The organism is Bradyrhizobium lupini, assembly GCF_040939785.1.
GTDB lineage: Bacteria > Pseudomonadota > Alphaproteobacteria > Rhizobiales > Xanthobacteraceae > Bradyrhizobium > Bradyrhizobium canariense_D.
Window position 1 is genome coordinate 3,760,600 of record NZ_CP162553.1, and the last position, 22,894, is coordinate 3,783,493.

General features: G+C 63.7%; 23 protein-coding genes and 1 pseudogene. 7 read left to right on the forward strand and 17 right to left on the reverse strand.

The genetic code is table 11. The features are described from left to right. The first annotated feature begins 32 nt into the window (after positions 1-32). Entirely contained in the window at positions 33-476 is a 444-nt protein-coding gene (locus tag AB3L03_RS17705) for a cyclic nucleotide-binding domain-containing protein (protein WP_007598631.1), read from the forward strand. Positions 477-597: 121 nt separating this feature from the next. On the opposite strand, the gene xth is transcribed toward AB3L03_RS17705, so the two are convergent. From xth to AB3L03_RS17770, 13 genes are all read right to left on the reverse strand, one after another. Next, positions 598-1,413: an exodeoxyribonuclease III gene (gene xth / locus AB3L03_RS17710; RefSeq protein ID WP_368508975.1), complete on the reverse strand. Its 816-nt coding sequence runs from the start codon at positions 1,411-1,413 to the stop codon at positions 598-600. Between the two features lie 143 nt (positions 1,414-1,556). After that, positions 1,557-2,312, reverse strand: a complete 756-nt coding sequence (locus AB3L03_RS17715; RefSeq protein ID WP_018459655.1) for an outer membrane lipoprotein carrier protein LolA — start codon at positions 2,310-2,312, stop codon at positions 1,557-1,559. A gap of 151 nt (positions 2,313-2,463) precedes the next feature. After that, a complete protein-coding gene (locus tag AB3L03_RS17720) occupies positions 2,464-4,938 on the reverse strand; it encodes a DNA translocase FtsK (RefSeq protein WP_204512914.1) in 2,475 nt (824 codons plus the stop codon). A 9-nt stretch (positions 4,939-4,947) separates the two neighbouring features. Then, a complete protein-coding gene (locus AB3L03_RS17725; RefSeq protein ID WP_026233857.1) occupies positions 4,948-6,162 on the reverse strand; it encodes an aminotransferase class I/II-fold pyridoxal phosphate-dependent enzyme in 1,215 nt (404 codons plus the stop codon). 310 nt (positions 6,163-6,472) lie between these two features. Beyond that, positions 6,473-6,877: a GFA family protein gene (locus AB3L03_RS17730; RefSeq protein ID WP_368508976.1), complete on the reverse strand. Its 405-nt coding sequence runs from the start codon at positions 6,875-6,877 to the stop codon at positions 6,473-6,475. A gap of 119 nt (positions 6,878-6,996) precedes the next feature. After that, entirely contained in the window at positions 6,997-8,595 is a 1,599-nt protein-coding gene (locus tag AB3L03_RS17735) for a caspase domain-containing protein (RefSeq protein WP_368508977.1), read from the reverse strand. Positions 8,596-8,799: 204 nt separating this feature from the next. Then, positions 8,800-10,248, reverse strand: a complete 1,449-nt coding sequence (locus AB3L03_RS17740) for an ammonium transporter (RefSeq protein WP_018459661.1) — start codon at positions 10,246-10,248, stop codon at positions 8,800-8,802. A gap of 38 nt (positions 10,249-10,286) precedes the next feature. After that, positions 10,287-10,625, reverse strand: a complete 339-nt coding sequence (locus AB3L03_RS17745; RefSeq protein ID WP_007598642.1) for a P-II family nitrogen regulator — start codon at positions 10,623-10,625, stop codon at positions 10,287-10,289. Between the two features lie 435 nt (positions 10,626-11,060). Further along, positions 11,061-11,663, reverse strand: coding sequence for an ATP-dependent Clp protease proteolytic subunit (locus AB3L03_RS17750; protein WP_018459663.1), 603 nt, complete (start codon positions 11,661-11,663; stop codon positions 11,061-11,063). A 42-nt stretch (positions 11,664-11,705) separates the two neighbouring features. Next, positions 11,706-12,080 (reverse strand): SRPBCC domain-containing protein, encoded by a 375-nt coding sequence (locus AB3L03_RS17755; protein WP_085349225.1) that lies wholly within the window; start codon positions 12,078-12,080, stop codon positions 11,706-11,708. Then, on the reverse strand, positions 12,077-12,391 hold the full coding sequence (locus AB3L03_RS17760; protein ID WP_018459665.1) for a helix-turn-helix transcriptional regulator: 315 nt from the start codon (positions 12,389-12,391) through the stop codon (positions 12,077-12,079). The genes AB3L03_RS17755 and AB3L03_RS17760 overlap by 4 nt, the downstream gene beginning before the upstream one ends. Before the next feature lie 41 nt (positions 12,392-12,432). Then, positions 12,433-13,734: an ammonium transporter gene (locus tag AB3L03_RS17765; protein ID WP_368508978.1), complete on the reverse strand. Its 1,302-nt coding sequence runs from the start codon at positions 13,732-13,734 to the stop codon at positions 12,433-12,435. Positions 13,735-13,859: 125 nt separating this feature from the next. Continuing rightward, on the reverse strand, positions 13,860-14,198 hold the full coding sequence (locus AB3L03_RS17770; RefSeq protein ID WP_007598647.1) for a P-II family nitrogen regulator: 339 nt from the start codon (positions 14,196-14,198) through the stop codon (positions 13,860-13,862). Positions 14,199-14,436: 238 nt separating this feature from the next. Between AB3L03_RS17770 and AB3L03_RS17775 the strand changes: the two are divergent. Further along, positions 14,437-15,326, forward strand: a pseudogene (locus AB3L03_RS17775) (DUF4339 domain-containing protein). A 40-nt stretch (positions 15,327-15,366) separates the two neighbouring features. Here AB3L03_RS17775 and tesB read toward each other — a convergent pair. Beyond that, positions 15,367-16,230 (reverse strand): acyl-CoA thioesterase II, encoded by an 864-nt coding sequence (gene tesB / locus AB3L03_RS17780; protein WP_018459668.1) that lies wholly within the window; start codon positions 16,228-16,230, stop codon positions 15,367-15,369. Positions 16,231-16,369: 139 nt separating this feature from the next. Here tesB and AB3L03_RS17785 point away from each other — a divergent pair, with 139 nt between their 5' ends. Then, positions 16,370-17,590 (forward strand): ubiquinone biosynthesis hydroxylase, encoded by a 1,221-nt coding sequence (locus tag AB3L03_RS17785; protein ID WP_368508979.1) that lies wholly within the window; start codon positions 16,370-16,372, stop codon positions 17,588-17,590. Positions 17,591-17,708: 118 nt separating this feature from the next. Here the strand turns inward: AB3L03_RS17785 and AB3L03_RS17790 are convergent, their stop codons facing one another. Then, a complete protein-coding gene (locus AB3L03_RS17790) occupies positions 17,709-17,906 on the reverse strand; it encodes a Trm112 family protein (protein WP_007598651.1) in 198 nt (65 codons plus the stop codon). Positions 17,907-17,967: 61 nt separating this feature from the next. Further along, the gene (locus AB3L03_RS17795) at positions 17,968-18,498 is read right to left on the reverse strand and encodes a TetR/AcrR family transcriptional regulator (RefSeq protein ID WP_018459671.1); all 531 of its coding nucleotides are present in this window, start codon (positions 18,496-18,498) and stop codon (positions 17,968-17,970) included. A 104-nt stretch (positions 18,499-18,602) separates the two neighbouring features. Between AB3L03_RS17795 and AB3L03_RS17800 the strand changes: the two genes are divergently transcribed. The 3 genes from AB3L03_RS17800 (at position 18,603) to AB3L03_RS17810 (ending at position 20,094) form a co-directional block, all read left to right on the forward strand. After that, positions 18,603-18,953: a hypothetical protein gene (locus AB3L03_RS17800; protein ID WP_368508980.1), complete on the forward strand. Its 351-nt coding sequence runs from the start codon at positions 18,603-18,605 to the stop codon at positions 18,951-18,953. 221 nt (positions 18,954-19,174) lie between these two features. Next, entirely contained in the window at positions 19,175-19,453 is a 279-nt protein-coding gene (locus AB3L03_RS17805) for a PepSY domain-containing protein (protein WP_007598654.1), read from the forward strand. 47 nt (positions 19,454-19,500) lie between these two features. After that, positions 19,501-20,094, forward strand: coding sequence for a cytochrome b/b6 domain-containing protein (locus AB3L03_RS17810; RefSeq protein ID WP_198959232.1), 594 nt, complete (start codon positions 19,501-19,503; stop codon positions 20,092-20,094). Between the two features lie 231 nt (positions 20,095-20,325). On the opposite strand, the gene AB3L03_RS17815 is transcribed toward AB3L03_RS17810, so the two are convergent. Then, positions 20,326-20,493 (reverse strand): hypothetical protein, encoded by a 168-nt coding sequence (locus tag AB3L03_RS17815; protein WP_231191005.1) that lies wholly within the window; start codon positions 20,491-20,493, stop codon positions 20,326-20,328. On the opposite strand from AB3L03_RS17815, the gene AB3L03_RS17820 reads away from it, so the two are divergent. After that, positions 20,458-22,887 carry an EAL domain-containing protein gene (locus AB3L03_RS17820; protein WP_368509058.1) on the forward strand — a complete coding sequence of 810 codons (2,430 nt, stop codon included), beginning with the start codon at positions 20,458-20,460 and terminating at the stop codon, positions 22,885-22,887. The genes AB3L03_RS17815 and AB3L03_RS17820 overlap by 36 nt on opposite strands. Positions 22,888-22,894: the final 7 nt, after the last annotated feature.

The window sequence follows — 22,894 nt, forward strand, 5'->3', positions numbered from 1 at the left end:
TTAGATTGCGTGCCCTTGAGCCCCGGACCTGAATGTCAATCGACGATGATGTAGCGCTTCTCGAGCGTGTCCCGACACTGCGCCTGTTGGGAGACGCTTCGTTGCGCATGCTGGCGATCGGCTCCGAGCAGCGTGACTTCGTCCGCGGCGACGTCTTGTTCAATCTCGGCGACGATGCCGATGCCGGCTTCGTGGTCCAGCGCGGCGCCTTCCGGGTCGACGACGGCGCCGGTGCGGAGATGATCGCAAGTCCCGGTGCGTTGATCGGCGAGCTCGCGCTGATCGTGCCGATGAAGCGGCCGTCGAGCGCGATCGCGATCGAGCACGCCTCCGTCATCCGCGTCGCGCGCAGCCTGTTTCAGCGTGTGCTCGAAAGCGACCCCGCCGCCGCCGTCCGCCTGCGCGACGAATTCGCGGTGCGCTCCAGCCAGATCGCCAGCGATATATTGATGGCGGGTGCGAAGCTGACGTCGTGATGTCGTCCTGGCGAAGGCCAGGACCCGTCATCCCAAATGTTTCTGGCTTGGTGCGATTGCCGATGTCCTCGCGCAACAACGAAGATTGGTGGTAATGGGCCTGGCTTTCGCCAGAGCGACATTAAACCTCGAGCGTCACCGTCACCGGCACATGATCCGACGGACGCTCCCAGCTCCGCGCATCGCGCAAAATCTTGAAATCACTCACCGCATCTTTCAGCGCGCGCGAGACCCAGATGTGGTCGAGCCTGCGGCCGCGGTCGCCGACAGTCCAATCGGCGGAGCGGTAGCTCCACCACGTGTAGACCTTTTCCGACATCGGAATGCGATCGCGCGCGACATCGACCCATTCGCCGGCGGCGAGCGCGGCTTGCAGCTTCTCGGTTTCGATGGGCGTGTGCGACACCACTTTCAGAAGCTGCTTGTGCGACCAGACGTCATTCTCATGCGGGGCAACGTTGAGATCGCCGACCAGGATGTGGCGATCCTCGCCGCGCGGATGCAACGGCTCGCACGCCTTCATCTCGTCGAGGAAGCGGAGCTTGTGATCGAATTTCTCGTTCAGCGCGGGATCGGGAATGTCGCCGCCGGCCGGCACGTAGAAATTATGCACCACCAGCGGCTTTGCGATCCCGGCCCTCTCACCGAACGATACCGAGATGTGGCGTGAATCCACCTTGTCGCAGAAGGTGCGGATGTCCTTCGACTCGAACGGAATCCTCGAGACGATGGCGACGCCGTGATAACCCTTCTGGCCGTTCAACGCGACATGCTCGTAGCCGAGCCGCTTGAAGCGCTTCAGCGGAAAAGCGTCGTCGATGCACTTGGTCTCCTGGAGACACAGCACGTCCGGCCGCGCGCTCTTGAGAAATTTTGCGACCAGATCGATGCGCAGCCGCACCGAATTGATGTTCCAGGTTGTCAGGGAAAAACGCATGAGATTGATCTAACAAACTCCATCCGTCATGGCCGGGCTTGACCCGGCCATCCACGCCTTTTTGTAGGTCCAGATTGTAGGTCCAGAACGTGGATGCCCGGGACAAGCCCGGGCATGACGATCATCGCAGCAGCGAGTAAGTCTCAGCCCGGCGACGGGCCGTAATTGGTAAAATCGATCTTGAACATGCCGGGATCGAGCTTCTTGCTCGTATCCAGATTATAGACCGCGATCGTGGTGTCGTAGCCCTGCGGGTCGGTGACGGTCCACTGCTTCAACTGGCCGTCCTTGGCGCCGAACATCAGCAAGAGGCGACTGGTGCCGACCAGCGCCTGCTTCTCCTCGATGGTGACGCTGACGAAAACGTCGTCGGCCGAGACGTTGACGACGTTGGTGTCCTTCATCAGGTCGATGCGGTCGGACAGCAGGAAACGCAGCGGTGTCTGTGACAGCGGATAGACGTCCTGCGTCGCGAGCTTGCGGTCGCGCACCACCAGCGACGATCCGTCGGCGACGATGTCGATCGGGCTCGGCGCGTCATATTCGAAGCGCACCTTGCCCGGCTTCTGGATGTAGAAGTCGCCTTGCGTCTTGCTGCCGTCGGGGCCGACCTGGACGAAATTCCCGACCAGCGTCGACAATGACGACAAATAGGCGCTGACCTTGGCGGCCTGGGCCTTCTGGTTCGCATCGAAGGTCTGGAAGATGCTGCTCGGCACGTTGCGGCGTGGATCCGGAATCACCGGATTGGGCGGCGTCTGGGTCGCGCCGGTGACCGCGGGCCCTCCAACGGCCGGACCGCCGTCGCGGCCCTTCGGTGCAGGCTTCGGCACGGGAACGGTCTGCGCGAACGACGCCGTGATCACCATCGCGGCGGTGACGAGAATTACGCCGGCCATGCGCGCGCTCCGCGCGGCGACAATGGCAGCGAATCGAATGTCCGGATGTCTGATCAACGCGTCGTCCTGTGTGGCTGGGCGCCCTTTTAGCGTGATTTCGGCCAAAAGCAGATAACGTTTTTGCGTGAATGATGGTTTGAGGCGGCTCGCCTCACATATGGCTGTCTTCTTCCTCGACCAGGATCTCGCGCTTGCCGGCGTGGTTGGCGGGTCCGACGATGCCCTCCAGTTCCATGCGCTCCATCAGCGATGCGGCGCGGTTATAGCCGATCTGCAGGCGGCGCTGGATATAGCTGGTAGAGGCCTTACGGTCGCGTTTGACGATCGCAACAGCCTGCGAGAACAAATCGCCGCCGCCATCCGCGCCCATGGCGGACGCGTCGAACACCGCGCCGTCCTCGTCTTCGCTGGGTTCTTCGGCCGTGACGGCTTCGAGATATTCCGGCTGTCCCTGCGTCTTGAGGTGGCGCACCACCTTCTCGACTTCCTCGTCCGACGCGAAAGGTCCGTGCACGCGGCTGATGCGACCGCCCCCGGCCATGTAGAGCATGTCGCCCTGGCCGAGCAGCTGCTCGGCACCCATCTCGCCGAGAATCGTGCGGCTGTCGATCTTGGACGTCACCTGGAAGGCGATGCGGGTTGGGAAGTTCGCCTTGATGGTACCGGTGATGACGTCGACCGATGGACGCTGCGTTGCGAGGATCACGTGCAGGCCGGCGGCGCGCGCCATCTGCGCGAGGCGCTGCACCGCGCCTTCGATGTCCTTGCCGGCAACCATCATCAGGTCGGCCATTTCGTCGACGATGATGACGATGTAGGGCAGCGGGTCGAGCGAGAGCTTCTCTTCCTCGTAGATCGCCTTGCCGGTTTCCTTGTCGAAGCCGGTGTGCACCGTGCGCGTCGGCTCTTCGCCCTTGGCCTTCAATTCGAGCAAGCGCGTGTTGTAACCGTCGATGTTGCGCACACCGAGCTTGGCCATGTTCTTGTAGCGCTCTTCCATCTCGCGCACGGCCCATTTCAGCGCGACCACCGCCTTCTTTGGGTCGGTCACGACGGGCGTGAGCAGATGGGGAATGCCGTCATAGACGGAGAGTTCGAGCATCTTCGGATCGACCATGATCAGGCGGCACTGGTCCGGGCGCAGCCGATAGACCAAGCTGAGGATCATGGTGTTGATGGCGACCGACTTGCCGGAGCCGGTGGTACCGGCGATCAGCATGTGCGGCGTGCGTGCGAGGTCGATGATGACGGGATCACCGCCGATGGTCTTGCCGAGGCAGAGCGGCAGTTTCGCAACCGAATCGACAGTCTCCTTGGCGACCAGCAGCTCGCGCAGATAGACCTTTTCGCGATGCGCGTTCGGCAGCTCGATGCCGATGGCGTTGCGGCCCGGCACGACGGCGACGCGCGCCGACAGCGCGCTCATCGAACGGGCGATGTCGTCGGAAAGTCCGATCACGCGCGACGATTTGATCCCCGGCGCCGGCTCCAGCTCGTACAGCGTGACCACGGGACCCGGATGGGCCTTCACGATCTCGCCGCGAACGCCGAAATCCTGCAGCACGCCTTCGAGCGCGCGCGAATTGGTTTCCAGCTCGGCCTTGCTGAGCGGCTGGCGATCGCCGGCCTTGGGCGCGGCCAGCACCGACACGGACGGAAGCTCGAACTTGTCGGAAGATTTCTTGGAAGCAGCCTTTGGAGCAGCCTTCTTGCGCGGCGCGCGCGCGGCGGGCTCCTCCTCCTCTTCCTCCTCGTGGTCTTCTTCGTGCTCGTCCTCGTCGTGCTCGTCTTCGGACTGCGGCGAGATCGGCGGCGCGGCGCGGCCGCCACCGAGCTTCGGCTCCTGACGGCTGAAGGCAACGGCCTTGGTCTTCGGTCCGCTCGAGACCAGCGAGCGGTAGGCCGCGCCAAGCAACCAGATCAGCCGTGCCTTCGTGCTCATCAAGGCGTGGAACAGCCAGCCCAGCGATACCGAACCGCGATCGCTCTCCTCGTCCAGGTCGAGCGGCTTGTCATCGTCCTCGATCTCAGCGAGTTCGTCGTCATGCTCGCGTGCGCCGAGGCCGCAGGCGATCAGGAAGGTCGCCGCCATCGCGGCGAACAGGATCGTGCCGAGCACGATGCGATAGATCATGCCCGGCGGTCCGAAGATCACCGCGGGCGCGCGAACCAGGGCATCGCCGACCACGCCGCCGAGGCCTGTCGGCAGCGGCCAGGCGCCGCCATGTGGCCAGCAGCTGACGAAGCCCGCCGCGATCACCGTGCAGAGAATCCAGCAGCCGAGCCGCAGCGCCTCGCGGTCGAACGGGCGATGGGTCAGCATGCGCCAGCCCCAGACCGCGACGGTCAGGACCAGCATGATCGCGCCGAGCCCGAGGATCTGCATCGCAAGGTCGGCGCCGATCGCGCCGGCATAGCCGAGAATATTGCGGATCGGCCGCGACGTTGCGTGGCTGAGGCTGGGATCCTGCACTGACCAGGTCATCAGCGCCGCCGAGGCGACGCCCGACAATGCGATCAGGCCGAGACCGCTGAGCTCGCGCACGCGCCGCGCCAGCCCCTCGCGGATCGAGGGCGGCAGATGGCTGACCAAGGGAATGACACGTTCGATTGTCGACATGCTCATGGGCCCCGCCTAACCCAGAGTCTCGACCAGGCGGTGCAGCGCCTGCGCCGTGGTCTCGCCATCCTGCACCAGCGCAAGGCGAATGTAGCCTGCGCCGGGATTGAAGCCGTCGGGCTGGAGCCGCGCCAGATAGCTGCCGGGCACCACGCGCACGCCTGCTTCCTTGAAGAGTTTCAGGCACACAGACACATCGTCGCCGATTTCGGACGTGTTGAGCCAGACGCAGAAGCCGGCATCGGGCCGGCGATAGCCGTAACGATTGCCGATGATCTGGTCGGCGAGATCGAACTTGATGCGGTAGAGCCTGCGGTTCTCCTCGACATGCGCCTCGTCGCCGTAAGCAACGGTCGCGACATGCTGCAACGGGACCGGCACCTGCGGCGCCGCGATGTTGCGCAATTCGAGGAACATGCCGATGAGTTTTTTGTCGCCGGCGGCGAAGCCGACGCGCAGGCCCGGCAGGTTCGAGCGCTTGGACAGCGACTGGAACGCGACCACGCGGGTGAAATCAGGGCCAGCGCATTCGAGCGCGCTGCCGGGCGCTTCGCGGGTGTAGATCTCCGAATAGCACTCGTCGCTGAGGATCACGAAGCCGTAGCGGTCGGCGAGCTGCTTCAGGCGAATGAAATAATCGCGCGAGGCCACCGATCCCTGCGGGTTGGCGGGCGAGGCCAGATAGAACGCCACCGTGCGCGCCAGCGTCGCCTCGTCGATGGCGTCGAGATCGGGCAGGAAGCCGTTCTCGGCGGTGGTCGGCAGGTAGACCGGCTCGCAAGCAGCGGCGCGGGCGCCGGCGCCATAGACCGGATAGAACGGGTTCGGCATCAGGATCGCGGGCTTGCCGGGACGCGGGCCGACATAGCGCGCAGCCGCGATGGCGGCGAGGAACAGCCCCTCGCGGCTGCCATTGAGGACGAGAATCTCGCTCTCGGGATTGAGCGGTCGCGGCAGCTTGAAACGCGACGACAGCCAGGCGCCCGCGGCCAAGCGGAACGGGTCGGTGCCCTTGTTCGCGGGGTAACGGCCGAAATCGGCGATGTGCTTGGCCAGTACCGGGCCGACGAAATCAGGCACCGGATGCTGCGGCTCGCCGACGGCAAGCGAAATCAAAGGCTTGCCGGGCTGATGCGGTGCCAGCAGCTCGTTCAGCCGGACGAAGGGAGAGCGTTCGCTATCGGAGCTTCCACTGTCCTGCGGCGCACGGGATGAAGCGGTCATAGCCATTCTGGACGCCAGCACTCTTGGAACAGCCGGTCGCAGCACGGCGCCGACGGGAAGCGGTTCAGTTCACCATAGATAGGGCGAGGTTAAGACGCGATTAACCATCGGTCGCCGCCTCGGTCCAGAGCAGGAATAATGAGGCCACGGGCGGCTCTCGGAGCTGGTCATGCCATTGCGAGAGGGTGGACGTCTTGGCGATGTCATGGCCGGGCCTGTCCCGGCCACCCATGGCCTTTCCGACGGCGTCCAAGAACGTGGATGCCGGGACAAGCCCGGGCATGACGGCTTATGACGGCTTTGGCGGATAGGCGCCCTAATGCCCCGGCAGCTTCTCGAATGTCGCCATGCCCGCGGGGATCGCGTGGAAGTCCTGCTTGTCGCAGGTGTAGATCGCCATCTGCGGATGGAACTGCGCAGGCTCGTCCAGCGTGCCGACCTTCAGGATCGCCGCCGGCAGGCCGGGAACCTTGGTCACCAGATGGGTCCCGCATCGAGCGCAGAATTCGCGCGTGACGGCGCGTTCGAGGTCCTTGCGCGCGAATTGCTTGGGTTGCCCGGCGATGTAGCTGAAGCCAGCCGCCGGCATCGCGATGAAGGTGTTGGGCGCGCCGCCCGAGATGTACTGGCACTCGCGGCAATGACACTGCGCCTGCATCATCGGGTCGCCCTCGGCGACATAGCGCACTTCGCCGCAATAGCATCCGCCTTCCAAACGCATGACGACCTCCCGATTGTTGTTTCTTGTGGTCGATATTTCTGCGCGGGCGGTGTGGAATGGCAATCTTTTTCTTTCGCCTGGACGGACCAAGACAGACCTCCTGCAGCCGGTTCGTGCATCTATCTCTTGGCAAGTCCGCAGCCGTTGAATCCCCGGCCGCGCCAGCACCCGCTGCTCATGCACTCGGCTTCCAGCCGTGGACAAGCGGTTGAAGCGCAATCCGCGCGGCCACCCATACCGACGCATGCCGTGGCGCACCTGCTTCGCATGAACGAACAGCTCATGCCGCTTCCGGTCTGCCGCGGTTGCCCTGCTCCGGCCTGATCTGGCGGCAGCACGGCCGTCTTGTCCTCGCGCTTGGGCGCCCGCTTCGAATCAGGTTGGCCCGGACTTGCAGCGGGGCTCTGTGTCGTCAGCTTGGAGAGTTCCATCCGACACGGTCGGCTGGTATCGGTGCGGACGCCGGCGCCGGTGGTTCCTTTCAGCTCGAGTGCGAGCTTGTACTGATAGGGCGCGCCGGCTGTGCGGCGCAGCGGATCCTTCTCGCCAATCAGCCCGTTGACGGTGACAGCCGCGCTGCCATCCGCTTCAATCTTCCCGTCATAGATTGTGGCACCGGGCTTGCCCTCTTCCCCGGAGAGAGTGTGCAGCACGCCATCCTTGACGCGCAGGGCATACTGGAAATAGGCCTCGGGAAATGGGGGCTTGTTCTCGCAAGTCTCCTTCGCGATCCAGGTTCCATCGAATGCGGTTACGCGCTTGGCGGTGTCTGATGGTTTCGCCAAGGTCTCGACGCGCGATTTCGCCAGATCTGCGAACGCGCAGGCCGGGAAGCGTGCGAGGTGATCCTTGAATGCCGCGAGCGTTCCCAGCGCTTCCGCGCTACGCCAATGGTCTCCGGCCTCCGCGCAGGGATCGACCTGAGGCGTCGCAGGCGACAACGCCGCCGTCTCGGGCTTGCCGTTCAGGTAGAACTCGCCGAAGAACGACAGCGACAGCTCCGGTACTTGCGAGCCTTTGGAGCGCTGGTAGACGCCGGCGCTGATCGTCTGAAATACCGTGTTGACGTTGCCCTTGTCGCCGATGTGCTCCAGGAACGCGCTGGTGTAGGGGCTGTTGCGGCCGCTGCCGTCGTCGGCGGTCCGGCCGGCCTGTGTCGCGTAGGAAATGATGGTGCCCTCGGGACTTTCCATCTTGGCAAGGCCGCGTGAGACGGTGACGCCACGGCCCTGTCCGACGTTTCGCCGCAACTCGTCGGCAAATGGATTGTCGCGGCAGGCGTCGAGCACGAGGATGCGCAGGTTCTTGGCCTGCTGCAGATCCGCCAGGATCTCGTCGGCGCGCACCAGACGGCGCAGATCGACCTCGTCGCGAACGACGGCATCGACAGGCACCAGATAGTTGACGCCGGCGAACTGGAGCGCGTGCCCACTGTAATAGAACAGGGCGACATCGGCGCCGCGGGCCTCACGCGCGAAGCGAAGAATGGTGTCCTGCATGGCGGACTGGTCGAGGTCGGTCGTGACAACAGGATCGAACCCCGATCGCTTGAGGGCCGCGCCGACATCGGCCGCATCGTTGGTCGGATTGGCGAGCGGGGGAACGTTTCGGTAAGCGCCGTTGCCAATCACCAGCGCGACGCGCTTGTCCGCGCGGGCATCGAGGCTCGACAAAGCGAGCAACAGGAAACACCAGACTAGGCAATAGGGCAGACGCATGAAATCCTGCTCCAAACGGGGAGCATGATATTCAGCAAGCTCGCAGCAATGCAATTTAACTTATGACGGCCCAGCGGCACGGGACCAAAAGAAAGGGGCTCCAACTTGCGCTGGAGCCCCTCAACGGTCGGGACATTGCCGGGTATGTGCCCCAAACCGTAGTTGTGAGCGCGACCTCCGAGGAGGCCGCGCCCGGGAGGAGACTTACATGTTGTAGGCGCGCTCTGTGTGCTCGGTGATGTCGAGGCCTTCACGCTCGCTCTCGACATTGGCGCGGAGGCCAACGATCACATCGACGACCTTGTAGAGAATCGCCGAACCGATGCCCGACCACACCAGCGTGGTGCCGACGCCCCAGACCTGGGAGATCATCTGCGCCGCGAAGTCGTAATCGGCAACCTTCGGCGGGATCGCGGTGTAGTCGATGATGCCCGCACCACCCAGCGCCGGATTGACGAGGATGCCGGTGCCGAGGGCGCCGATGATGCCGCCGACGCAGTGCACGCCGAACACATCGAGGGAGTCGTCGTAGCCGAGCGCGTTCTTCACGACGGTGCAGAAGAACAGGCAGACCACGCCGACCACGAGGCCGAGGACGATCGCACCCATCACGCCGGAGAAGCCGGCGGCAGGCGTGACGGCCACGAGGCCCGCGACAGCGCCGGAGATGACGCCGAGCACCGACGGGTGACCCTTGATGATCCACTCCGCGAACATCCACGACAGCGCGGCGGCTGCGGTGGCGACGAAGGAGTTGGTCATGGCGAGGGCTGCGCCGCCGTTGGCTTCGAGGTTGGAGCCGGCGTTGAAGCCGAACCAGCCGACCCAGAGCAGCGAGGCGCCGATCATCGACATCGTCAGCGAGTGCGGAGCCATCAGCTCCTTGCCGTAGCCGACGCGCTTGCCGATCAGCAGGGCGCCGACGAGGCCTGCGATGCCGGCGTTGATGTGCACCACGGTGCCGCCCGCAAAGTCGATCGCGCCCTTCTTGAAGATCCAGCCTGCGTCGGCGTTGATCTCATCGAGCTTGGCCTGCGCTGCGGTCTTCGCCGCGCCATCAGCCGCAGCAGCCAGAGCCTTGGCTGCGTCCTGGATCATGTCCGGGCCGGGCCAGTACCAGACCATGTGCGCGATCGGGAAGTAGATCAGCGTGACCCAGAGCGGGACGAAGAGCGCGAGCGCCGCGAACTTCATGCGTTCGGCGAAGGCGCCGACGATGAGGGCGGGCGTGATCGCCGCGAAGGTCATCTGGAAGCACATATAGATGAGCTCCGAGATGTTGGCGTCGACCGAGAAGGTCGCGGCCTTCGAGTCGGTGGTGACGCCCATCATGAAGGCCTTGGAGAAGCCGCCGATGAAGTCGGAACCGCCGGTGAAGGTGAGGCTGTAGCCGTACACGGCCCAGATCACGGTGACGACGCAGACGGTGTAGAACACCTGCATCAGGACGGAGAGCATGTTCTTGGAACGGACGAGGCCGCCGTAGAACAGCGCGAGGCCGGGGATCGTCATCAACAGCACGAGCACTGTCGATGTCAGCATCCAGGCGTTGTCTCCCTTGTTGACCGTTGGCTCGGCGTAGGCTGCGGTCGCAGCGAACAGGCCGACTGCGAGAGCCGCCAATCCCGCGCCATAGGGACGCTTAAACGTCATTTCATTTACTCCTGATTGAATTTTGATTGAGCGCGAAATCAAAGGGCCGCAGCATCGGCCTCGCCGGTGCGGATGCGAACCGCATGGTCGAGATTGATGACGAAGATCTTGCCGTCGCCGATCTGTCCGGTTTTCGCGGCGGTCGTGATGGCGTCGATGGTCTTGTCGACCTGGTCGGAGGCGACAGCGACCTCGATCTTGATCTTGGGCAGGAAGCTCACGGCATATTCGGCGCCGCGATAGATTTCCGTATGGCCCTTCTGGCGGCCATATCCCTTGACTTCCGTCACCGTGAGACCGTGAACGCCGATGGCGGTCAGGGCGTCACGGACTTCTTCCAGCTTGAATGGCTTAATAATCGCCATAACAATTTTCATGGGTCCTATCCCCGCTTGGGCCCGGTCCGGACGTGGCCGGGCGCTTCTCGACTGGTTCGCCACGAGGGAGAAAGTTCACTACGCGGGCACAGCCAGGACCCTTAGAATCAAATGCCGTGCCAGATCGGGCGTGTTGCCTAACGGACTATGAAAACGGGTGTTTTCGCGTTTGACGCGTAGTGCCGTGCAGTGCGCCATTACGCCGCGCTCAATACCTGACCATGCCTGATTAAAATACAGGCACGACAGGCTGTCGACACATTGGTGCTCACACGTAGGGCAGCAGAAAGGTATTTCCGTAAGGCGCGCGCCTATTGCAGGGCTTGTCGTGCCGCGAAATATCGGGCCCGTCGCACTTGTGCTCACGGAATGCGCGCAACCGGCCAACCTGCTTGAGCGGGCGAGGCTTGCCGGACGGGTCCCCGGCAGGGACCGTCAGGCGGCGCTGCGTTCCGCGAAGACCCGGTCGATCAGGCCCCAGTCGACCGCCTGCTGCGCCGTCATGAAATGGTCGCGGTCCAAGGTCCGTTCCACGTCCGGTTCGGGGCGCCCGCAATGCTGGGCATAGAGCCGGATGATGCGCCGCTTGGTTTCCTGCATTTCGGTGGCGTGGATCAGGATGTCGGACGCCTGGCCCTGAAAGCCGCCGAGCGGCTGATGCACGTGAAGGCTCGCATTGGGCAGGGCGGCGCGGTGACCGGGCTCGCCGGCCATCAGCAGAAACGAGCCCATCGAGCGCGCGGTGCCCATGCACAGCGTATGCACCGGCGCCTTGATGAATTGCATGGTGTCGTACATCGCAAGGCCGCTGGTGACCACGCCGCCATAGGAATTGATGTAGAGATTGATCGGCTTGTTCGGATTCTCCGCCTCCAGAAACAGGAGCTGCGCGCAGACCAGTCCGGACATCGCATCATTGACCTCGCCATTGAGGAAGATGATGCGCTCGCGCAACAGGCGCGAATAGATGTCGAAGGATCGCTCGCCGCGGGCGGATTGTTCGACGACCATAGGGACGAGCTGAAGCATGTCGCGCATCGGCGACCTCCATTTTCTGCGGGTGATGAAGTGGTGTTGGTGTCAGGCGGCCGCGCGCATCAGGCAGCCATTGCTGTTGGCCGGCTGCGGCAGCTTCATACGGATCTCGCAGGCTTGCTGGATGATGCGAAAGCGGGTGCCGCCGTCCTCGTTCGGCTCGATCCGGAAGATGACATGGGTTTCGCGAAACGGCGGTTCGGAATCGCGAAGCCGGTAGCGCACCTCCTGGCCCGGGATCGCTGATTCCGGCTCGGCGCCCGCAAGATCGCAATCCGGCAACCAGCGCTCGCGCAAAGCCGGAATGGTCACCGCGCGCCAGACCTTGGCCGGCGGCGCATCGAATTCATATTCGAGCACCAAGTCTGTTTTGAGCGCCAAGTCTGCGTCGGAGGGATCAGGCTTCACGGCGTCGCTCATTGATCCATCTCCTTCAAGAGATCGGCGAGGGCATCCATGCGTTTCGGCCAATAGGCGCGGTAGCGCGCAAGCCAGGCCCCGATCGCGGAGATTCCTTCGGGATCGACTTCGTAATTCACAAAGCGGCCCTGCCGCTGTTCGCGCACCAGGCCCGCGCCGCGCAGCACCGCGAGATGCTGCGACATCGCCGGTTGGCTGATCTCCAATCCGTCGCGCAAGGCGCTGGCATTCAGGCTTCCGCCGGCAAGCTTCTCAAAGACCTTGCGGCGGGTCGGGTCGGCCAGCGCTTTGAAGATGTCGGCTTCGATCATGGCGACACATAAGCATACGCTTATATGTTGCGCAAGCCCAATTACTGCAGCGCCTCGCCGTGCTGCGAAATATCCAGGCCCTCGAGTTCGTGCTCGCGGGAGACCCGCAACGGCACGAACAGACCGACCAGCTTGAGCAGGACGAAGCTCATGCCTGCCGACCAGACGAAGGTGACGGCGACCCCGTAGAGCTGGATAAAAAGCTGCTGCGGATGGCCTTCGAGCACGCCGGCGGTGCCGCCGATCGCGCTCGTTGCGAACACGCCGGCCAGCAGGGTCCCGGTCATCCCCCCGATGCCGTGGACCCCGAACACGTCGAGCGAATCGTCATAGTCGAAGCGGTGCTTCAGCCAGGTGCAGGCCCAGTAGCAGACGAGGCCTGCGATCACGCCGATGACGATGCCGTGCCAGGGCGCCACGAATCCCGAGGCCGGCGTGATGGTGCCGAGCCCGGCCACCGCGCCGGAGATCATGCCGAGCACGGACGGCTTGCGCCGCGTCGACCATTCGATCGCGCCCCAGGTCAGCGCGCCGGAGCAGGCTGCGAGATGGGTCGCGATGATCGCCAGCACCGCGCGCGAATTGGCTGCGCCCGCCGAGCCGCCGTTGAAGCCGAACCAGCCGACCCACAACAGGCCGGTGCCCATCACCGCAAGCGACAGATCGAACGGCGAGAGATTTTCGGTGCCGTAGCCGTGACGGCGTCCCATCACCTTCGCCGCGACGAGGCCGGCGGTGCCGGCCGACAGATGCACCACGAGGCCGCCGGCGAAATCCAGCACGCCCATTCCGGCGAGGAAGCCGCCGCCCCACACCCAATGCGCGAGTGGAATGTAGACGAAGATGAACCAGGCCACGGAAAAGAGGAGATAAGCGGAGAACCGCATCCGGTCGGCCACCGCGCCCGCGACCAGCGCCACCGTGATGATCGCAAACGTCATCTGGTACAGCATGAACAGCGCTTCCGGGATCGTCTTCGCCGCCGGGTTGACGCTGTCCATGGTCATACCGGAGAGAAACCAGCGGTCGAGCGTGCCGATCCACGGGCCGTCGCCGACGAAGCACAACGAATAGCCGAACGCGACCCAGAGAATGGAGATGATCGTCACTGCGGCGAGGCTCTGCGCCATGGTGGCGAGGACGTTCTTCTTGCGCACCATGCCGGAATAGAACAGCGCGAGCCCCGGGATCGTCATCATCAGCACCAGCGCGGTGGCGACGATCATCCAGGCGGTGTCGGCAGTGTTGATCTCGGAGCCCGCGGCACGCGCCGGCGAAGCCATGATCGACCCAAGCCCGATCGGCGCGGCGATAGCAGCCGCGCGGCGCAACAATCCCGCCATGTCGTTTCCCCCAGCTATTGATTGTGTCGCACGCCGTGGCGCCGTTGCCCGGTGCGATCGAAGAAGAGCGTTGTCGAGCGAAGCGGTTACCGGTTCGCGAAAAGAAAACGCGTCAAAGCAAAAATCTAGAGCGCGTCGCTGTCGGTCTCGCCGGTGCGAATGCGGGTCGCGTGATCGATCGGCGTGACGAAGATCTTGCCGTCGCCGATCTGGCCGGTGCGCGCGGTCGCGGTGATGACCGCGACGGCCTTCTCGGCGATATCGGAGGCAACCGCGATCTCGATCCGCAGCTTCGGCAGGAAATTCACGACATATTCGGCGCCGCGATAGATCTCGGTGTGGCCCTTTTGGCGGCCATAGCCCTTCACTTCGGTCACGGTCATGCCGTGGACGCCGATCGCCGTCAGGGCCTGACGGACCTCATCGAGCTTGAAGGGTTTGATGATCGCGACGACGAGTTTCATGGTCAGGCCTATTCCCCGGGATGCGCCGCGCCGTATGTCCCCGGCGCAGCGTCAATCTGGCATCTTTCCGGGCAAATGGCATAAAAAACTTGCAGATTGAAGCGGAAAATCGTTGGGCCATGTGAACGGCCGCCTCTGTACAGGGCAGCCGTTCATCCTCCACAATGCGTTTTTGGCATGGATGCGATGAACCCAAGCGTCGCGGCCGGTACAAAACTATGTTCGAGGGGGACGCTTCATGGCGAGTTGGTTCTACGCATCCGAGGGCAAGCAGCAGGGGCCCTATCCGGAAGGGCAATTCCGTGACCTCGTCGCCCAGGAGTCGTGCGTCCGGATACGCTGGTGTGGTCGGAGGGCATGGCCGGCTGGCAGAAGGCGGCCGAAATCCCCGGCCTGATCGGCGGGGGCGGTGCGCCCCCGATGATGCCGGCTGGCGGCCCGCCGATGATGGGCTCCGGGGGCTACGGCGGCGGTGGCGCCGGAGGATCGCTGGCGGTCGATTTCGGCATCCTCGAGTTCACCTGGCGCAGCATCGTGATGCTGATCGGCATGTGCTTCATCATCCCGGTGCCGTGGGTGTTCGTCTGGTACACGAAATGGATCGTGTCCTGCGTGAAGGTCCCCGGGCGGCCCAATCTCAGCTTCACCGGCAATGCGATGGCGCTGGTGCCCTGGTATTTCGGCTTCATCGTTCTGGCGGTCGTGATCGGCTACATCGGCGTTCCCTTGCTGAGCAATTTGCTGTTCATCGCCCAGCTCGTTCTGTACTGGCTCCTGATCAAATGGATGGTCGCGAATCTCGCCTCCAATGGGCAGCCGCTCGGCCTGAGCTTCACCGGCACGGTTTGGGCCTATGTCGGCTGGAGCCTGCTGTTCGCGATTTCCATCATCACCATCATCGGCTGGGCCTGGGTCGCCGCGGCTCAGATGCGCTGGTTCTGCCGCAGCATCGAAGGCACGCGGCGCGAGATCGTGTTCAACGGCAGCGGTCTCGGGATTCTCTGGCGGGGCATCGTGGCCGCATTCCTGTGCGGCTTCATCATCCCGATCCCGTGGGTCTATCGCTGGATCATGAACTGGTTCGCGTCGGAGACGGTTCTGGCTCCGCGGGGATCGCTCCGGGCCTGACCTCGAAAGGCACAAGCGCGATCGATCGTGCTTGTGCCTCTTAGGCTCTCCGTTCGCGCACCGAGCCTTCCTGCGCGACGGAGGCCACCAGCGTGCCGTCAGGCTTGAAGATCGAGCCGCGGGTCAAGCCGCGGCCGCTTCGCGCGCTCGGCGAATCCTGTGCGTAGAGCAGCCATTCGTCGGCGCGGAACGGGCGGTGAAACCACATCGCGTGGTCGAGGCTCGCGGGCATCATGCGCTTGTCGAACAGGGTGCGGCCGTAGCGCGCCATAATCGCATCGAGCAGCGAGAAGTCCGACGCATAGGCCAGCGCGCACATGTGCAGCGCCGGATCGTCCGGCAGCGTTGCCGCGGTCTTGATCCAGACATGGATGCGGCCGTCCTCGATCCTCTCACCGAAATAACGGCCGAGCTCGACCGGGCGCAGCTCGATCGGACGGTCGGATTCATAATAGCGGCGGATGAACTCCGGCATCTCCTTGAACATCGGCTGCTTCGCGACTTCCTCCGCCGTCAGCTTTTCCGGCGGCGGCACGTCGGGCATCTTGTCCTGATGATCGAACGCGCTCTCTTCCTCCGCGTGGAACGACACCATGATCGAGAAGATCGCGTTGCCATGCTGGATCGCGGTGACGCGTCGCGTCGAGTAGCTCTTGCCGTCGCGCAGGCGCTCGACCTGATAGATGATCGGGATCTGCGGATCGCCCGGCAGGATGAAATAGCAATGCAGCGAATGCGGCAGCCTGCCCTCGACGGTGCGGCACGCTGCAACCATCGCCTGTCCGATCACCTGGCCGCCGAACACCCGCTGCCAGCTGGTCTTCGGACTGTTGCCGCGGAACAGATTCACCTCGAGCTGTTCGAGGTCGAGGATCGAGATGAGGTCGATCAGGCTCTTGGACATGGATTTCAGCTTTCGCCTTGCCGCCCCGGGGTTCGCTGCTCCGGATTGACACAATGGGGGCTGTCCGCCCTTGTTTCACCGCACTGTTTCGCCCACCTCAAGTCTGCTAGCAAGGCCAGGATTTAGCCGGGAATTGGGTATGTCGGTACAGGGTAGCATTGTCATCGGTGGCGGCGCGTTTGCGGGCCTGGCGCTGGCCCTGGCGCTGCGCCAGGGGCTCGGCCCCGAGATCCCCGTCATCGTCGCCGACCCCGCGCTCTCCACACGTCCGAGCCGGGACCCGCGCGCGACCGCGATCGTGGCCGCCTGCCGCCGCCTGTTCGAGGCGATCGGCGGCTGGGACGACGTCAGGGGCGAGGCGCAGCCGATCCTCGACATGATCGTCACCGATTCCAAGCTGGAAGACGCCACCCGTCCGGCGTTCCTCAACTTTGCCGGCGACGTCGCGCCGGGCGAGCCCTTCGCGCATATGGTCGAGAACCGCCGCCTGATTGATGCGCTGGTGGTGCGCGCCGAGGCCGAGGGCATCGATCTCCGCGCGACCACAGTGTCGTCTTACGACGCGCGGGCCGAAGGTATCGACGTGACGCTCGGTGATGGCAGCGTGATTGCAGCGAGCCTCCTGGTTGCGGCCGACGGTGCGAAGTCGAAACTGCGCGAGCGCGCCGGCATCGCCACCCACGGCTGGGAATATGATCAATCCGGCATCGTCGTCACTGTCGGCCATGAGCGCGATCACGAAGGCCGCGCCGAAGAGCATTTTCTGCCGGCGGGTCCGTTTGCTATCCTGCCGCTTTCGGGCAAGCGCTCCTCGCTGGTATGGACCGAGCGCCGCAGCGAAGCCGCGCGTATCATTGCGTTGAGGGATGAGGAATTTCACGGCGAGCTCGAGCAGCGCTTCGGCCTGCATCTCGGCGAGGTGAAGGTGCTCGACAAGCCGCGCGCGTTTCCGCTGTCCTATTTCGTCGCACGCTCCTTCATTGCCCAGCGCCTCGCGCTGGTCGGCGATTCCGCCCACGTCATCCACCCAATCGCGGGCCAGGGTCTCAACATGGGGCTGAAGGACGTCGCCGCGCTGGCCGAGGTCGTGGTCGATGCCGCGCGGCTCGGCATGGATATCGGCGGCGTCGACGTGCTCGAACGTTATCAGCGCTGGCGCCGCTTCGACACCATGGCCATGGGCGTTGCCACCAACTCGCTGAACTTCCTGTTCTCCAACCAGTCCACCTTGCTGCGCACCGTCCGCGACATCGGCCTCGGCCTGGTCGATCGCGCCCCGCCGCTGAAGAATCTTTTTATCCGCCAAGCCGCGGGTTTGACCGGTGAGATACCGCGGCTGTTGAAGGGCGAGGCGCTGTAGGATTTTCGGTAGCCCGGATGGAGCGCAGCGTATTCCGGGGCCGCTGCGTCATACGAGGAACCCCGGATTTCCCTGCGCTCCATCCGGGCTACAAGTCTCTCATCGGACCACAAGTCCCTCAATCGATCTTGCGGGCCTCTTCCGGCAGCATGATCGGGATGCCGTCGCGGATCGGATAGGCGAGCTTGGCGCTGCGCGAAATCAGCTCCTGCTTTGCAGAATCGAACTCCAGCGGACCCTTGGTCAGCGGGCAGACCAGAATCTCCAGCAATTTGGGATCGACGCTGGCTTCGGGGCGTTCGGTGGGCGCGTTCATGGGGGTCTCCGACGGTCGGTTGCCTCTAGCATAAAAAATCGTAGCAGCCCATCGCGTCGCCTCAAGCGGCAACCATCCGCAGAATCTCGTCGAGCAGGCCCTCAAGCCGCGCGGCCGGCGCTGGCGGGCCCGACAGGGCGAAGCCGAGAAACGTCCAGTACAGGATTTGCGCGCGGGCTCGCGCTGTCGCCGCCTCGAACCCGCGCTTCCTCAGCAGCTCCTCGATATAGTCGAGCCTGCGCCGGTCGATGGCACGCACCGCCGTTTGTGCCGCCGCATCGAAGGCCGCCCAGTTCCGCACCGCGCGCTCGAGGTCGAGCCGCGCGCCAAAAGTCCTGCGCAGCAGCGCTTTCAGCGGCTCGTCGCTGTCCGCCTCGACATCGGCGATGATCTGCTCGGCCGCGATCTCGCGCCAGCGCTTCAAGAGAGCAGCATGGAACGCGCCGAGATCGGCGAAATGCCAATAGAAGCTGCCGCGCGAGACCCCCATGGCTTTTGCCAGCGGATCGGCCTTCAGCGCGGTGAAGCCGTCTCTCGCGAGCGCCTTCAGGCCCTGTTTGATCCAGTCGTCGGCGGTCAGCTGTTCGGCCATATCGGGTTCCGGATGCAAACATACACTAGTGTATTGACAGCCGGCAGGCCAGCGCCTATCTCACCATACACAACTGTATGGACCAGATGCAGGGAGCTTTGCCGATGCGTGATCTCTTGCTCCAGTGCGCCGGGGTCTTGACCATTGCCGTGGCCCTCATTCATGGCATTCTCGGCGAGACCAAGGTCCTTGCCCGCGCCCGCATCGAGCCGGAGCGGCTCCGCACCCTGATCCGCCTGGTCTGGCAGGCCTCGACCGTCGCCTGGATCGGCGGCGGTGTGCTCCTGATCGCGGCGCCCTGGATGCAATCGGAGCCAGCGCGTCACTGGATCGTCGTCACCATGGCCGGTGTGTTCGGCTTCTCTGCTCTCGCCAACGCATGGGCCACAAGCGGCCGGCATTTTGGATGGATGGCGCTCACGGCCGTCGTCGTCATGGCGGTCGCCGGCTACTGAGCTTGCGCGTCGGGATCAGCCTGCTGTCAAACCGTGAGACGTAAGGCCGCAGTGTCGTCTCAAATCCGCGCTGCATACGGAGAGCGCTGAACTTTTTCGGATCGTTAGAATAACTCTAAAGCGAACTGGCCGCGAACCGCATTGACTTCATCATGTGCTTTGCTTCCTTCGGTCCCGCTTCGCCTGCCGGCGCAGCGCCCACGACAGAAGAGGAGACGTTCGTGAAGGTTATTCGTGTTGTTGCCGTTGCATTGACGATCGGGATTGGCATGGGATCGGCAGCCTTGGCCGATGGTTTCAAGGACTGCACCAAACTCGACAAGGCGTCGTGGAAGCCGGCGAGCGACGCCGAAGCCAAGGCCAAGGCGCTCGGCTACGAGGTGCGGCGCTCCAAGATCGAAGGCTCGTGCTACGAGGTCTACGGCGTCAAGGAAGGCAAGCTTTACGAGCTGTTCTACAGCCCAGAAGATCTCAGCCTGAAGCACACGATTGCGAAGTAGACCGCGCGAAGTGTCTGCGCAATGCTACGCCTGAGGGTGGTCCTCGCTTGATCGAAGAAACGGTGCCGCACGCACGCGGGGGGTCCGACCGGACCCCCGCGGATCGAACCGCCGCGCGGACAGTCGCGGTCTGGGACCTCCCGCTGCGGCTCTGGCACTGGGCGCTCGCGGCTTGCGTTCTGGCCGCGTGGTTCACGCCGACCGTCTATGACGGACTTCACCGCATCGTCGGTTATGCCGTACTCGGCCTTCTTGCGTTCCGTCTGGTCTGGGGTTTTTGGGGAAGCCGCTATTCGCGCTTTCGCATGGTCGGCGTCAGGCTTCGGGCCGCGCCGGGTTATCTCTGGAATCTGCGCCGCGGCATCACCGGCCGCTATATTGGTCTCAATCCAGCCGGCACGTTGATGCTGGTGGCGCTGCTGGTCTCGCTGGCGGTCTCGACGATCACGGGCGCGATGTCGGTGACCGTGACCTTTTTCGGTGTCTGGTGGGTCGAGGACACTCACCATTATTCATCCGACGCGGTCATCGTCCTGATCGTGCTGCACGTCTTGGGCGTGCTGATGATGGGGCGTCTTCAGCGCGAGAATCTGATCAGCGCGATGATCACTGGACGTAAGCGCATCCGTCATCACCTCTAGAGCACTATTGGTTCTGATTGTGTCAGAACCGAAGCTTCGGTTCGGCGCGTCTCCTCCCCCGCCAATCGGTGTCGCCTTCCTCCGCTCCAGGCCTCGCTGCCGGTTCCAGAGTGCTCTCGGTTGGCTCTACGACCGGTGGCGCGCATTGTCCTGCGCGGGCGCCCGCCAGATTTCAAATTGCACTGACCACGTTAAGCAACCAATAAGCATGCAATCAGGCGTTGCACAAAATTAACGCGAAGGCGGATTAGCACGGACACTATCGGCAATATCCACGATGGAGCGGCTGGGATGTTTCGGGTTTTCGCTTGCCTTGCCGTCGAGCACGATTGGCGGCTTGTCCTGCTCGCCGGTCTGGTCTGCTTGCTCGCGAGTAGCGTCGCGGTCAGTATCTTTCATCGTGCGATCGTGGCGCCCGCAAGAACGCGGTTGATCTGGATCGGGATTGCCGGCGCTGCCATCGGATATGGGATCTGGGCAACGCATTTCATCGCGATGCTCGCCTACGAACCCGGCGTTACGACCGGCTACGGCATCGTACTGACGGCGCTTTCGCTTGCTACGGCAATGCTGTTGACGTCCGGCGGCTTCGGCATTGCGGCCAGCTATTCCGGCCGGTGGCGCGCCGCGGCAGGCGGTGTCGTCATTGGCGGCGGCATCGCCAGCATGCACTATCTCGGAATGTGGGCACTTGAAGTGCCGGGCCGCGTCACCTGGTCGCTGGATCTGGTGTTTGCCTCGGTCATTCTGGGCATGTGCCTCGGCTGTGCCGCCCTCGTTGTTGCAGTCAGGTACAAGAACTCCTGGGGCGCACTGTTGGCGGCAGTCCTGCTGACCCTTGCTATCGTCTCGCATCACTTCACGGCGATGGGTGCCGTGCAGATCGTTCCAGATCCGACGCGTTCAACCGACAGTCTGTCGCTTTCGCCGACTTTCCTCGCTCTCGCCATCGCCGGCGTGGCACTATCTGTACTTGGGATGAGCCTGATCGGCGTACTCGCCGACCGCCGCCTGGCAAGTAGAACCAGCAAATTCGAGGAGATCATCAGCCAGCTTTCGATCGCCCGGCAGCAGCTCGAAGGCTCGCAGAGAGAGTTGCAGGATCAGACGCTCAGGCTGGACACCGCGATCAACCACATGGTTGAGGGCCTTTGCATGTTTGATGCCGAGAAGCGGCTTGTCGTCTGCAACGAGCGCTACGCCCGACTCTATCGGCTGCCGCCGGAACTGCTGCGGACGGGGACGTCGCACACCGACATCATCAGGCATCGCATCGTGAACGGAATCCTCAAGGGCGATCTCAGCGAGGGGGCTGCCGAGCAATTCATCTCGAAGCTGGCCGCGCTGCCGTTCGATGCGGTCTCAAGCAGGATCGACGAGTTTGCCGACGGCCGGTTGATCTGCGTGACGCGGCAGCCAATGGCCGGTGGCGGATGGGTTGCCACACATCTCGATGTGACCGAGCAGCGCCGGTCTGAGGCCAAAATCACTCATATGGCGCAACATGACGCGTTGACCGATCTGCCCAACCGCGTGCTGCTCAGGGAGCGGATGGAGCATGCCATCGCAGTTACTCGCAACGGTGGCGTCGACTTGGCCGTGCTCATGCTCGACCTCGACCGCTTCAAGGAAGTCAACGACACGCTTGGACATCCGGCGGGGGATTCCCTGCTCCGCGCCGTCGCCGCGCGCCTGCGCGAATGCACCACCGAAACCGCGTTGATCGCTCGACTGGGCGGCGACGAGTTCGCAGTGATCGATTACGTCACCAATCCAGCCGTGGAGGCTGCCGGCCTGGCCGAGAGCATCGGAAGGGCGCTTTGCGAGCCCTTCGATCTCGGCGATCACCGGGTCACGGTCGGCACCAGCATCGGAATCGCCATCGCGCCGCGCGATGGCAGCGATTCCGACGTGATCATGAAGAGCGCGGATCTCGCCCTCTACTCCGCCAAAAGTGGCGGACGTGGCGCATACCGCTTCTTCGAGCCGGAACTCGACGAGCTCATGCACGCGCGACGCAACCTGGAGCACGATATGCGGGATGCCCTTGCCGATCGTCAGTTCGAGCTCCACTATCAGCCGTTCGTCAGCGCCGCTACCGGCGAGACCCGCGGCTTCGAGGCCCTGCTCCGCTGGCATCACCCACAGCGAGGACTGGTCACGCCGAGCGAATTCATCCCGCTTGCGGAGGAGACAGGCCTTATCGTGCCGCTCGGAGAATGGGTCTTGCGGACCGCCTGTGCGGAAGCCGCCAATTGGCCTGCGCATGTCAGGATCGCTATCAACCTATCTCCCGCTCAATTCAGGAGCAAGGAACTCGTTGCCGTCATTGTCGGCGCGCTGGCGAGTTCGGGAGTGGCGCCACACAGGCTCGAGCTCGAGGTCACCGAGACGGTGATCATGCACGATAGCGAGGCTGCTTTCGCGGTGCTCGGACAATTGCGCGAGCTTGGCGTGCGAGTTGCCCTGGACGATTTCGGCACCGGCTATTCGTCTCTGAGCTTTCTGCAGAGATTCCCGTTCGACAAAATCAAGATCGACCGCAGTTTCGTCAGCGAACTATCCAGCCCGAGCGCAGAGGCGCACCATCTTGCGCGGGCAGTGGTTCGTTTTGCTGTCAGCCTCGGCAAGATAACGACCGCCGAAGGCGTCGAAACGAAAGAGCAGCTGGACATCCTCCGTGAGGAAGGCTGCGTCGAAACACAAGGCTACTATTTCAGCCGGCCGATGCCTGCATCCAGCATCACCAGCATGCTGCGGCGAGGTGCCGAAGCGGCCTACCACGCTGCATGAGCATTCC

What these genes read in the sequence shown, in the direction of transcription:
- AB3L03_RS17705 (WP_007598631.1), top strand. Translation starts at nt 33, where the DNA reads ATGTCAATCGACGATGATGTAGCGCTTCTCGAGCGTGTCCCGACACTG.
- xth (WP_368508975.1), bottom strand. Translation starts at nt 1,413, where the DNA reads ATGCGTTTTTCCCTGACAACCTGGAACATCAATTCGGTGCGGCTGCGC.
- AB3L03_RS17715 (WP_018459655.1), bottom strand. Translation starts at nt 2,312, where the DNA reads ATGGCCGGCGTAATTCTCGTCACCGCCGCGATGGTGATCACGGCGTCG.
- AB3L03_RS17720 (WP_204512914.1), bottom strand. Translation starts at nt 4,938, where the DNA reads ATGAGCATGTCGACAATCGAACGTGTCATTCCCTTGGTCAGCCATCTG.
- AB3L03_RS17725 (WP_026233857.1), bottom strand. Translation starts at nt 6,162, where the DNA reads ATGGCTATGACCGCTTCATCCCGTGCGCCGCAGGACAGTGGAAGCTCC.
- AB3L03_RS17730 (WP_368508976.1), bottom strand. Translation starts at nt 6,877, where the DNA reads ATGCGTTTGGAAGGCGGATGCTATTGCGGCGAAGTGCGCTATGTCGCC.
- AB3L03_RS17735 (WP_368508977.1), bottom strand. Translation starts at nt 8,595, where the DNA reads ATGCGTCTGCCCTATTGCCTAGTCTGGTGTTTCCTGTTGCTCGCTTTG.
- AB3L03_RS17740 (WP_018459661.1), bottom strand. Translation starts at nt 10,248, where the DNA reads ATGACGTTTAAGCGTCCCTATGGCGCGGGATTGGCGGCTCTCGCAGTC.
- AB3L03_RS17745 (WP_007598642.1), bottom strand. Translation starts at nt 10,625, where the DNA reads ATGAAAATTGTTATGGCGATTATTAAGCCATTCAAGCTGGAAGAAGTC.
- AB3L03_RS17750 (WP_018459663.1), bottom strand. Translation starts at nt 11,663, where the DNA reads ATGCGCGACATGCTTCAGCTCGTCCCTATGGTCGTCGAACAATCCGCC.
- AB3L03_RS17755 (WP_085349225.1), bottom strand. Translation starts at nt 12,080, where the DNA reads ATGAGCGACGCCGTGAAGCCTGATCCCTCCGACGCAGACTTGGCGCTC.
- AB3L03_RS17760 (WP_018459665.1), bottom strand. Translation starts at nt 12,391, where the DNA reads ATGATCGAAGCCGACATCTTCAAAGCGCTGGCCGACCCGACCCGCCGC.
- AB3L03_RS17765 (WP_368508978.1), bottom strand. Translation starts at nt 13,734, where the DNA reads ATGGCGGGATTGTTGCGCCGCGCGGCTGCTATCGCCGCGCCGATCGGG.
- AB3L03_RS17770 (WP_007598647.1), bottom strand. Translation starts at nt 14,198, where the DNA reads ATGAAACTCGTCGTCGCGATCATCAAACCCTTCAAGCTCGATGAGGTC.
- tesB (WP_018459668.1), bottom strand. Translation starts at nt 16,230, where the DNA reads ATGTCCAAGAGCCTGATCGACCTCATCTCGATCCTCGACCTCGAACAG.
- AB3L03_RS17785 (WP_368508979.1), top strand. Translation starts at nt 16,370, where the DNA reads ATGTCGGTACAGGGTAGCATTGTCATCGGTGGCGGCGCGTTTGCGGGC.
- AB3L03_RS17790 (WP_007598651.1), bottom strand. Translation starts at nt 17,906, where the DNA reads ATGAACGCGCCCACCGAACGCCCCGAAGCCAGCGTCGATCCCAAATTG.
- AB3L03_RS17795 (WP_018459671.1), bottom strand. Translation starts at nt 18,498, where the DNA reads ATGGCCGAACAGCTGACCGCCGACGACTGGATCAAACAGGGCCTGAAG.
- AB3L03_RS17800 (WP_368508980.1), top strand. Translation starts at nt 18,603, where the DNA reads ATGCGTGATCTCTTGCTCCAGTGCGCCGGGGTCTTGACCATTGCCGTG.
- AB3L03_RS17815 (WP_231191005.1), bottom strand. Translation starts at nt 20,493, where the DNA reads ATGAAAGATACTGACCGCGACGCTACTCGCGAGCAAGCAGACCAGACC.